The following is a 10,662-nucleotide window of genomic DNA, read 5'->3' on the forward strand; positions in this document are numbered from 1 at the left end:
CCTTGCAGGCGCGGCGGCAGCGCGCGCAGCGGCACCGCCTCGTTGAGCACGCCGTCGAGCGCGGCGTGCAGTTCTTGCGCCTGGCGGCGCCAGGCGCCGACGCGCCCGGCAGCCTCCGGGTGGGCCGCCAGGAACGCCTCCACCTCGGCGCGGCGGGACGGATCGAGCCGGCCGTCGGCGTAGGCATGGAGATCGGATTCGCTGATCGGCGGCATCATTTGACTCGCTGCAGTCCGGGGCCGCCTGCCCCGGCGCCGGTGCCGGTGCCACTGCCTGCGGCGATGCCGGCGGCCGGCGCGGCGCCGTCCATCAGTTCGCGCATGTGCTCGCGCGCGCGCGCCAGCCGCGACATCACGGTGCCGGCCGGCACGCCCAGCACCTGCGCCGCCTCGGCATAGGTGAACTGCTCCAGGCCGACCAGCAGCAGCACCGCGCGCTGGGCCTCGGGCAACTGGGCCAGCGCGCGCGCCAGGTCGAGCCGGAGGGCCGGGCCGGGCGCAGCGCTGGGTACGTCGGGCAGGGTGTCGGCAAAGGTCACGAGGTCGGCTCGCCGGTAGGCATTGATGCGCAGCCTGTGCATCATGGTCAGCAGCCAGGACAGCAGCCCGTCGGCGCCGTCACCCCACCAGGCACCCGCGCGCAGGCGGAAGCGCCAGCGGTAGCGCAGGGCGCGCTCGAGCGTGTCCTGCACCAGGTCGTCGGCCGATGCCGCATCGCCGGTCAGGCCACGCGCATGGCGCCGCAGGCGCGGCGCCAGCGCCACCAGCTGGCGGTCGAAGCCGTCCACGGCCCCGGGCTGCGCGCGCCGCGCTCAGGGCGTGGCGACGTGCCAGACGTTGTTGATGTTGTCGCCGGCGCGGTCGCCCGGCTTGGCGTCCTTGGCGAAGCGGTACAGCGGCTTGCCGCGGTAGGCCCACTGCTTGGCGCCGTCGTCGCGCGTGATGATGGTGTAGCTGCCCATCGCGCTGGTGCCCGGCGACGCCAGCAGCGGCGGCCAGTTGGTGGCGCAGCCGCCGTTGCACGCGCTCTTGTCGCCGCTGTCGCGGTCGAAGGTGTAGAGCGTCAGGCCTTGCGGATCGGTCAGCGCGCCGTTGGCGACCTTCACCGTGGGCGGCATGTTGCCGGCCCCGCCAATGCCACCCATGCCCGAGCAGGCGGACAGCAGCACGGCGGAGCAGGCGAAGGCGAGCGCGGCGGGACGCGACAGCGAAGTCAGGGCAGGTACTGCAAAAAGGCGGGAACGGACCATGATGGGTGTCTCCATGCGGGTCGGCGCCGCCAGCCGGCGCCGTCCCTCCAGTAAACACCGGATGTGACGTGTTTATTCCATGCGGGCGAAAAAAAACCCGCCGGTCGGACGGCGGGCCTTCCTGGTGGCGCCGCGGCGGCGGCCCCCGGCGTCAGAGTTCGCCGTAGCTGTGCAGGCCGGACAGGAACATGTTCACGCCGAGGAAGGCGAAGGTGGTCACGAGCAGCCCGACCAGCGCCCACCAGGCCGCCACGGTGCCGCGCAGGCCCTTCATCAGGCGCATGTGCAGCCACGCCGCGTAATTGAGCCAGACGATCAGCGCCCAGGTTTCCTTCGGGTCCCAGCTCCAGTAGCCGCCCCAGGCCTCGGCCGCCCACAGCGCGCCAAGGATGGTGGCGATGGTGAAGAAGGCGAAACCGACCGCGATCGCCTTGTACATCACATCGTCGAGCACCTCGAGCGAGGGCAGGCGGTCGGCCAGAATGCCGCGCTGCTTGAGCAGGTAGGCCGACGACACCATCGCGGCCAGCGCGAAGGTGCCGTAGCCGATGAAATTGGCCGGCACGTGGATCTTCATCCACCAGCTTTGCAGCGCGGGCACCAGCGGCTGGATCTCGCTGGCGTCGCGGCTGACCGTGTACCAGAGCAGGAAGCCGACCGCGGCCGACACCACCAGCATCACGAACGGCCCGAGCGCGCGCGTGCCGTAGTGGCTTTCGTAGTACAGGTAGAACAGCGAGGTGATCAGCGTGAACAGCACGAACACTTCGTACAGGTTGGAGATGGGAATGTGGCCGATGTCGGCGCCGATCAGGTACGACTCGTACCAGCGCACCAGCATGCCGGTGAAGCCCAGCACCACCGCCGCCCACACCATCTTGCCGCCGATCTGCATGCCGGTCTCGGCGCGCGCCAGCAGGCCGCCCCAGTAGAACAGCGTGGACAGGAACACCAGCGCGCTCATCCACAGGATGGCCGACTGGCTCGACAGGAAATACTTGAGGAAGAAGGCCTGCTCGGCGCGCGCCAGCTGGCCGTGGTAGAGCTGGATGGCAAACAGCGCCAGCACCGCCAGCGCCACCATCAGCAGCCGCAGCGGCTTCCAGTGCCAGCCCAGCAGCGCGAAGGTCGGCACCGCGGCGATCAGCACGCCCTTGTCGTAGACGTTCATCCACTCGCCGTAGCGCGCGAGCGCGAAGCCCGCGCCCAGCGCCAGCAGCAGCGCGAACAGCCAGTCGGTCCAGCCCAGGCGGCGCAGAAACGACGGCTCCAGGTAAGCCTGGTCGCCGGCGGGGATGCCGGCGCTGGCGCGGGCGGCCGTGCTCGCCGGCATGGCCGTCCTGGCCTGATTCACATTCGAAGACATAGTGGTTCCTGCTTGATTGCGGGGGCGGCCTCGTTCAATGCGCGGCCGGCGTGCCCGGGGAGGCATCGGTGGTGCCGCCCGCGCTGCCTGCATCGCTCGTACCGTTGTCGTCGCTCTTATTGTTCTCTTCGCTTGTGTCGCGCTTGTTGCCGTTGCTGCTGTTGTTGTCGCTGTTGCTGCTTTCGCCGTCCGTGCCGCGCTGCGCGACGATGCCGGCGGCGCGGCCGACATCGTCGCGCAGCGCGGCAAACTCCTTCTCGAAGTCCAGCGTGCGGCGCTGCGTGGACATGGCCATCAGCACGTGGCTGGCGGCGCCCTGCACATTCCCGCCACCATCGGTGCTATCGGCGCCATCGGCGCCATCGCCCGCCGGGTCCTTGACCCACAGCCAGACGCGGCGCTCGCGGATGTAGAACATGGAAAACACGCCCAGCACCAGCAGCAGACAGCCAAGATACACGATGTTCTTTCCAGGCGCACGAGTCATCTGGAACACGCTGGCCTTGACCTCGGTGAAGTCGTCCAGTTGCAGGAAAACCGGCGCCGTGTAGAAAAAACTGTCGGACAGCGCGTTGACGGCCTGCTGGATGAAAGCGCCGCTCTGGGCACTATTCGGCACCACCGGCAGGTTGTCGCGCGCGCGCGCCAGTTGCCACAGTTCCCACATCGAGCCGTTGAGGATCTTCAGCAGGACGTCGGCCGCCTTCTGCTGCTCGGCCTGCGGCACCGATTTCTCGAGGAACGCGGCGATCGCGGTGAAACCGCCCGGCGGCGCCTGCGGGCTGCTGCGCGTGGCGCCGGCGAACAGGTCGAGCGCGCGCAGCGCGCTTTCGGCAAGCTGGCCGCGCAGGATCTCGCGCTCGGCGCCGGGCATCGACACCAGCGCGAAGCGGCGCGCCGCCTCGCCGCGCAGCGCGCGGTCCTGCAGCGCGGCGCGCAGGCGCATCCAGTCCGCCACGCTGTTCTGCTCGTCGGCGGGAATGCGCAGGTAGCGGAATGGCTCGCTGGGCGAATCGCGCATGCCGGCCAGGAACACGGTCTGGCCGTCGAGCTGCACCGGCACCATGTAGTTGTTGAATTCGCGCGCCTGGCCGTTGCGGTCGCGCAGCTTGTACTGCACCGACGGGCCCACGTTGCGCAGTTCCTTGGCGCGGTCCGGGTTGACCGCCGAGCCGAGGTGCGACTCGAGCTTCTCGTTGAACGACTTGTGCGCCACGCCGCGCGCGTCGGGCTTGCCGGAGGCGTCGGTGACGTTCTCGATGTTCATCGGGCGGAAATCGCTGAACTCCACCGTCAGGCCCTCGGCGTCGGCGGCGCTGCCGGTGCCGGCCAGCGGCGTGTTGGCGCCCACCGTGCCGGCGAAGGCGAAGGTCTTGCCGCTGCCGCCCTGCATCGGGTAGCCGACGAATTTCAGCCGGGAGCCGCCGTCCTCGAAGCTCGACTGGTAGATCGCCACGCCGTCCACCACCAGCGGCTCGTTGACCTTGACGGTGGCCTCGGTGCGGCGGCCGGTGGCGCGGTCGGTGATGATCACGTCGGAGGCGAACAGCTTGGGCATGCCGGTCGAGTAGTGCTCGACGGTGAACTTCTTGAGCGTGATGGTAAACGGCAGGTCCTGCACCAGCGCGCCGTCGGCGATGTTGAGGATGGCGGTGGACACGGTCGCGCCTTCCGGCACGAAGGCGTTGCCGCGGAAGCCCGGATTGCCCGCCGACAGGCGGTGCTGCGGCGGAATGTCGGTGATCACGGCGTTGCCGCTGATCGGCGTCTTGCCGCCGAACCACATCTGCGCGCGGATCAGCATGTCGCCGTCGAGCAGGCCGCCGATGCAGATCACCACGATGGCGGTGTGCGCGAGGATGTAGCCGAGCTTGTTGGCCGAGCCGGCCTTGGCCGCCAGCAGCGTGGCGCCCTCGTGCGGCACCGCCTTGACGCGGTAGCCGCGGTTGGACAGCAGCGCGGCGAGGCGCGCCACCGCGTCGGCGCGCGGCCGGCCGGCGTCGAACTCGGCGCGGTGGTGGAAGGCGCGCAGGCTGCGCTCGCGCACGTGGTCCTTCCACGAGCGCATGTCGGTGATCATGCGGGGCGCGTTGCGCGTCAGGCACAGCGAGGTGGAGACCACCAGGAAAGCCAGGATCAGCAGGAACCACCAGGAGCCGTAGACCTTCTGCAGCGACAGCGTGTGGAACAGGTCGGCCCAGAACGGCCCGAACTGGTTGACGTAGTTGGGGTACGGCTCGTTCTGCTTGAGGACCGTGCCGATCACGCTGGCGATGGCGATCACGGTCAGCAACGTGATGGCGAAACGCATCGAGGACAGCAGCTCCACCGTGTCGCGCAGCAGGCGGTGGGAGGTCTTCAGGTGCAGTCCTGACGTGGAAGCGGTCGACATGTGCGGTGTGGCCCGGGGCCATCAAATAAAAAGAGGGTGGGCATGCTCGCGCAGGCCACCCTCTTCGATTGCCGCCGGGCTGCTTGGTTGCGCCGGCGCGGAACGACTTTGGGAGGTGGTTTCAGGCAGAAGCCTGGCGACAGTACATCAGGCGCGGCACGCCGCGCAACGACGCCAGGGTTTCCGCCTCTACCCCTCAACGCACACCGGCGACGTAGTCGGCGACGGCCTTGATCTCGGCGTCCGACATCTTGGCGGCGATCGTGGTCATCACGGTGTTGTTCTTGCGGGTGCCCTGGCGGAATGCGACCAGCTGTGCCTCGGTGTACTCGGACCACTGGCCGCCGATGCGCGGGTACTGCGCGGGAATGCCGGCGCCGGTGGGGCCGTGGCAGGCCGCGCAGGCCGGCACGCCCTTGGCCGCGATGCCGCCGCGGTAGATCTTCTGGCCGGCCTCGATGGTGTCCTTGTTCTTGGCGGTGGCCGGCTTCAGCGACTGCTTGGCCAGGTAGGCGCCGACGTCCTTCATTTCCTGCTCGGACAGCGCCGCCGCGTACGGCGACATGATGGCGTTGCTGCGGGTCTTGGCCTTGAAGTCGTCGAGCTGCTTGTGGACGTATTCGGGATGCTGGGCGGCCAGCTTGGGATTGACGGCGGCGCCGCTGTTGCCGCCGTCGCCGTGGCAGCTCAGGCAGGCGGGCACATTGCGATCGGGCGCACCTTGCGTGTACAGCGTCTCGCCCTTGGCCGGATCGGCCTTCGCGGCGGGCTGCTCGGCTGCAGATGCCAGACCCGTCATGGCGGTTGCAGGCAGGCCCAGCGCCATGACAGCCAGAAGTTTCGCAATGCGGTTCATTCGCACACCTTCTCTGATTGTTTTGAATTCCACGGAGCACGCCGCTCAGCCTCTTGCCTGCGGTGAGGACGCGCAGGGCCGGGACTTTGACATCGGAAATTCATCACGACGGCCACCCGGCCGCCTGAACCGACAACGCCCAGACGCAACCCGGATGGCGCCGCGCCCACGCAGAACGGAATCGAAATGGCATCGAAACGAATCGTGCGGATGCGGCAGACCGTGCGAATATCCAGGTAGCGGACTTCCGGTGCCGATTTGCCCCGCTGTGCCGGCACCGGGTTCTTGGCGCCGCCGCAACGAGGCCGGAACCGCAGGCCGCGCTACCACGATGGAACGGACACGCAAGGCTTCCCTCATGCGCAATGAAGCGTGCCAAGGATGTCACGCGTCACGCAATCGGGAGGCCGTTAACCGCGTTATTGTACAATAAATCGTGTGCCGGATAGAGGATGTGCGCGCTGCGACGCGGCCCGACGCCACCCCCGGCCAACCCGGTGGCCCAAGTGCCGCCCGCCTTACTCACTTCGGCGCGACCGCGCCGGCAGCGCCAATCTCTCGCGCGCGCCGCCGCCGCCCCGCCTCATTGCCCACGCGCATGTCCCTCCTACACCAGGCCCGCTTCTTCGTCACCGTCAACCACCTGCGCGACCTGCCCGCCACGGCGGTGCCGGAAGTGGCCTTCGCCGGCCGCTCCAACGCCGGCAAATCGACCGCCATCAACGTGCTGTGCAACCAGAAGCGGCTGGCCTTCTCCTCGCGCACGCCGGGCCGCACCCAGCACATCAACTATTTCGCGGTGGCGCCGGTCAAGGCGCCGGACCCGCTGGCCTTCCTGGTCGACCTGCCCGGCTACGGCTACGCGCAGGTCTCGGGCTCGGCCAAGTTCCACTGGCAGGGGTTGCTCAGCGACTACGTGCAGACCCGCACGCAGCTCGCCGGCCTGGTGCTGATGATGGACGCGCGCCGCCCGTTTACCGACCTCGATTGCCAGATGGTGGAGTGGTTCCTGCCGACCGGCCGGCCCATCCACGTGCTGCTGACCAAGGCCGACAAGCTGACCAACAGCGAGAACGCCCTGGCCCTGCGCGAGACGCGCAAGATCCTGGCCGGCTACGCCGGGCAGCTCGACACGCCGGTGGCGCTGACGGCGCAGTTGTTCTCCAGCCTCAAGCGGCGCGGCATCGAGGAAGCGCAGCGCGTGGTGGCCGGCTGGATGGGGCTGCCCGAGGCGCAGCCGGCGGCGGCGCCGGGAACGGAGCCGGAGACCGGGCCGGGAACCGAACCGGCGCCGGCCGAAGGCGCGCCGGACCCGGCCGCGGAATAGCCACGGAATAGCCGCAGAATACCCGCCGCGGCGTACCCGGCGCTGCGCAAAAAAAACCCCGTTGCAAGCAACGGGGGCGAACTTTCCCGCCGGTTGAGGGCGGGTACCCGCTCAGGGAGGAGTAGCGGGGGACGCTGCATCGCGCAAGCGCAACACAGGGTGTCCGCGAGTATGATAGCGGGCACGATCAAAAGTTTAGTTTTTCTTGCCCGGCAGCCTGCCCGATCACGCGCGCGCCACATCGCGGCCGACGGCGGCCATGTCCAGCCTCTGCGCCATCTCCGCCCATCTCCTGCCGACCGGTCCCGATTTTTTCTCCCGACTCCCTCACCTCAAGCCATGTCCACTTTCCCCGAGTACCGTCCGCGCCGCATGCGCCGCGATGATTTCTCGCGCCGGCTGATGCGCGAAAACCGCCTGTCGCCGGACAACCTGATCTACCCGGTGTTCATCCTCGACGGCCACAACCAGCGCCAGAGCGTGGCGTCCATGCCGGGCGTGGAGCGCGTCTCGGTGGACCTGCTGCTGCCGGTGGCGGAGGATTGCGTGAAGCTGGGCATTCCGGTGATCGCGCTGTTCCCGGTGATCGACCCGTCGCTCAAGACGCCGGACGGCATCGAGGCCACCAATGCCGAAGGCCTGATCCCGCGCGCCGTGCGCGCGCTCAAGGACCGCTTCCCCGAACTGGGCGTGCTCACCGACGTGGCGCTGGACCCGTACACCAGCCACGGCCAGGACGGCGTGCTCGACGACAACGGCTACGTGATCAACGACATCACCGTCGAGATCCTGGTCAGGCAGGCGCTCACGCAGGCCGAGGCCGGCGTGGACATCGTGGCGCCGTCCGACATGATGGACGGCCGCATCGGCGCGGTACGCGCCGCGCTCGAGAACGACGCCCACATCCACACCCGCATCATGGCCTACTCGGCCAAGTACGCGTCGGCGTTCTACGGCCCCTTCCGCGACGCGGTGGGCTCGGCGGCCAACCTGGGCAAGGGCAACAAGATGACCTACCAGATGGACCCGGCCAACACCGACGAGGCCCTGCGCGAAGTGGCGCAGGACATCATGGAAGGCGCCGACATGGTGATGGTCAAGCCCGGCATGCCGTACCTGGACATCGTGCGCCGCGTGAAGGACGAATTCCGCTTCCCGACCTACGTCTACCAGGTCAGCGGCGAGTACGCGATGCTCAAGGCCGCCGCGCAGAACGGCTGGCTGGACCACGACAAGGTCATGATGGAGTCGCTGCTGGCCTTCCGCCGCGCCGGCGCCGACGGCATCCTGACCTACTTCGCGCGCGACGCGGCCCGCCTGCTCACGCGCTGAACCGGCACGGATGCAACTGCTAGGCTTCTCCGCCAGCCAGGTCCACCAGCTCGCCTCGCTCGACGAGGCGCGCGACTTCCTCGCCGGCAATGCGGCCGCGCGCTTCGTGTGGGTCGACACGCCGATCGAGGAAGTCGGCGCGGCGCCGGCCGCGTGGCGCGACAGCGTGCAGGTGCTGACCGGCGCGCCGGTGCTGGACCTGCATCTGCTCGACGCCACCAACCCGTCGCATCCGTCGTATTTCGACACGACCCATGCCTACGACATGGTGGTCTTCCGCAAGCTCACCTTCGAGACCAGCCGGCTGATCGCCGAGGCCGGCGGCGAGCCGGCGCCGGCGAACGCGGCGGCACCGGCCGCGCCGAATGCTCCGACGCCGCCGGTGGTGCCGGCGGCCAATGCGGCAACAACGCCCGCCACCACGGCCGCCCGGCCGGCCGCGGCCAAGCCGCGCCGCTACCCGCCGGGCTTCCTGCCAGCACTCGCGCGCATCGACACCCAGCCGGTCACCTGCTTCGTGTTCGACAACGTGCTGCTGACGGTGCGGCCGGCGCAGTCGCGCACGCTCGACCAGGTGCGCCAGCGGCTGCTCGAGCTATGCCGCGAGCCGCGCCCGCAGCCGGCCGGCAAGGCGCGCGCCAACGGGCAGGCCGCGCTGGTGCACGGCATCCGCCCGCCGACGCGCCCCGAGGACCTGATGCTGCGGCTGCTCAACGCGATGGTGGACCGCTACCTGGAGCTGCGCGCGCCGCTCACGCGCCAGCTCGACCGCTGGCAGCGCGCGCTGCTCAGCACGCGCCGCAGTTTTTCCAGCTGGGAAGGGCTGCTCGACGCGCGCATCGAGCTGCGCCGGCTCGAGCACCTGTGCGAGGAGCAGCACGACGCGCTGCAGGAATTCCGCGACAGCCTGCTCGACAACAGCTACAGCATCGAAAGCGAAGGACAGTCCGGCCCGGCCGGCCGCGACGATGCGCTGCTGGTGCGCATCAACGACGTGATGGAGCACATCTCGCGCGTGCTCGCGCACGCGCGCCGGCTCGAGGATTCGATCGAATCCGCGGTGCAGATCCATTTCTCGGCGGTGGCGCACCGCACCAACCGCACCATGCGCACGCTGACGCTGATCACCGCGCTGTTCATGCCGCTGACCCTGATCACCGGCATCTTCGGCATGAACTTCGAGCGCATGCCGTGGCTGCGCGAGCCGCAGGGCTTCTGGTGGTCGCTGGGGCTGATGGGCGCGGTGGTGGTGGTGCTGGGCGTGGTGTGGGCGCTGGGGCGGCGGCTGGAGCAGAACTGAACCGCTCCCGGCCCGTACCGGATCCGGATCCGCGCCGGCTCAGGCGCTGGCGTTGGCGCCGAACGCGCGCGACAGGCTGTCGAGGAAGCGCGCGGCCGGCTGGTAGCCGATCACGCGCACCGGCCGCTCGCGCCCGTCGGCGCCGTACAGGATGATGCCGGGCGGACCGAACAGGCCGAAGCGCTTGAGCAGCGCGCGGTCGTCGGCATTGTTGCGGGTGACGTCGGCCTGCAGCATCACCACGCCGGACAGGCGCGCGCGCACGCGCTCGTCGCTGAACGTGAAGCGCTCCATCTCCTTGCAGCTCACGCACCAGTCCGCGTAGAAATCCAGCAGCACCGGCTGGCCGGCGGCGGCGGCCCGCGCGACGCGCGCGTCGAGTTCGGCCAGCGAGCGCACGCGCTCGAAGCGCACCTCGGGCAGCCGGCCGGCGGCAGCCTCCGGAACCGCCCGCAGCGCCGCCAGGTGCGCCAGCGGCTGCAGCGGATCGCGGCCGCCCGAGGCCAGCCCCAGCAGCAGGATGGCGGCGGCCAGCGCGGCCAGCAGGCCGAGGCCCTTGCCCACGCGGGCCAGCCCATGCGGATCCGGGCCGAGCGCGTCGAAGGCGCTCAGGAACACCGCGCCCACCAGCAGCAGCGCGGCCCAGCCCGTCATCAGGGCCCAGGCCGGCAGCACCGGGCTGACCATCCACAGCGCCACGCCCAGCAGCAGGAAACCGAAGAAGCGCTTGGTCATCTCCATCCAGCGGCCGGCGCGCGGCAGCAGGTTGCCCGCGCCCACGCCCACCAGCACCAGCGGCACGCCCATGCCGAGCGCCATCGCGAACAGCGCGCCGCCGCC

At 69.6% G+C, this 10,662-nt stretch carries 10 protein-coding genes; 3 read left to right on the forward strand and 7 right to left on the reverse strand.

Annotated elements, in window-relative coordinates:
- From K206_RS38595 to K206_RS0118235, 6 genes are all read right to left on the reverse strand, one after another.
- Positions 1 to 218, reverse strand: a 218-nt coding sequence (locus K206_RS38595; protein WP_043366866.1) for a hypothetical protein, incomplete at its 3' end; no start/stop codon positions are given.
- Positions 215 to 787 (reverse strand): RNA polymerase sigma factor, encoded by a 573-nt coding sequence (locus K206_RS0118215; RefSeq protein WP_020203829.1) that lies wholly within the window; start codon positions 785 to 787, stop codon positions 215 to 217. The genes K206_RS38595 and K206_RS0118215, both read right to left, overlap by 4 nt.
- A gap of 24 nt (positions 788 to 811) precedes the next feature.
- Complete coding sequence (locus K206_RS0118220; RefSeq protein WP_020203830.1) at positions 812 to 1,249, reverse strand: hypothetical protein; 438 nt, start codon at positions 1,247 to 1,249, stop codon at positions 812 to 814.
- A gap of 151 nt (positions 1,250 to 1,400) precedes the next feature.
- On the reverse strand, positions 1,401 to 2,582 hold the full coding sequence (gene ccsB / locus K206_RS0118225; protein WP_029043787.1) for a c-type cytochrome biogenesis protein CcsB: 1,182 nt from the start codon (positions 2,580 to 2,582) through the stop codon (positions 1,401 to 1,403).
- 67 nt (positions 2,583 to 2,649) lie between these two features.
- Positions 2,650 to 5,007, reverse strand: a complete 2,358-nt coding sequence (locus K206_RS0118230; protein ID WP_020203832.1) for a cytochrome c biogenesis protein ResB — start codon at positions 5,005 to 5,007, stop codon at positions 2,650 to 2,652.
- 196 nt (positions 5,008 to 5,203) lie between these two features.
- Positions 5,204 to 5,863 carry a cytochrome c gene (locus tag K206_RS0118235; protein WP_029043788.1) on the reverse strand — a complete coding sequence of 220 codons (660 nt, stop codon included), beginning with the start codon at positions 5,861 to 5,863 and terminating at the stop codon, positions 5,204 to 5,206.
- Positions 5,864 to 6,461: 598 nt separating this feature from the next.
- Here K206_RS0118235 and yihA point away from each other — a divergent pair.
- The 3 genes from yihA (at position 6,462) to K206_RS0118250 (ending at position 9,822) form a co-directional block, all read left to right on the forward strand.
- Positions 6,462 to 7,190, forward strand: coding sequence for a ribosome biogenesis GTP-binding protein YihA/YsxC (yihA, locus tag K206_RS38600; protein ID WP_020203834.1), 729 nt, complete (start codon positions 6,462 to 6,464; stop codon positions 7,188 to 7,190).
- Positions 7,191 to 7,529: 339 nt separating this feature from the next.
- A complete protein-coding gene (hemB, locus tag K206_RS0118245) occupies positions 7,530 to 8,522 on the forward strand; it encodes a porphobilinogen synthase (protein ID WP_029043789.1) in 993 nt (330 codons plus the stop codon).
- A 10-nt stretch (positions 8,523 to 8,532) separates the two neighbouring features.
- Positions 8,533 to 9,822, forward strand: coding sequence for a magnesium transporter CorA family protein (locus K206_RS0118250; RefSeq protein ID WP_020203836.1), 1,290 nt, complete (start codon positions 8,533 to 8,535; stop codon positions 9,820 to 9,822).
- A 39-nt stretch (positions 9,823 to 9,861) separates the two neighbouring features.
- Here the strand turns inward: K206_RS0118250 and K206_RS0118255 are convergent.
- Positions 9,862 to 10,662 (reverse strand): thioredoxin family protein (locus K206_RS0118255; protein ID WP_020203837.1); only part of this gene is annotated, 801 nt, incomplete at its 5' end.

Origin of the sequence: Cupriavidus sp. WS (assembly GCF_000395345.1) — a bacterium.
GTDB lineage: Bacteria > Pseudomonadota > Gammaproteobacteria > Burkholderiales > Burkholderiaceae > Cupriavidus > Cupriavidus basilensis_B.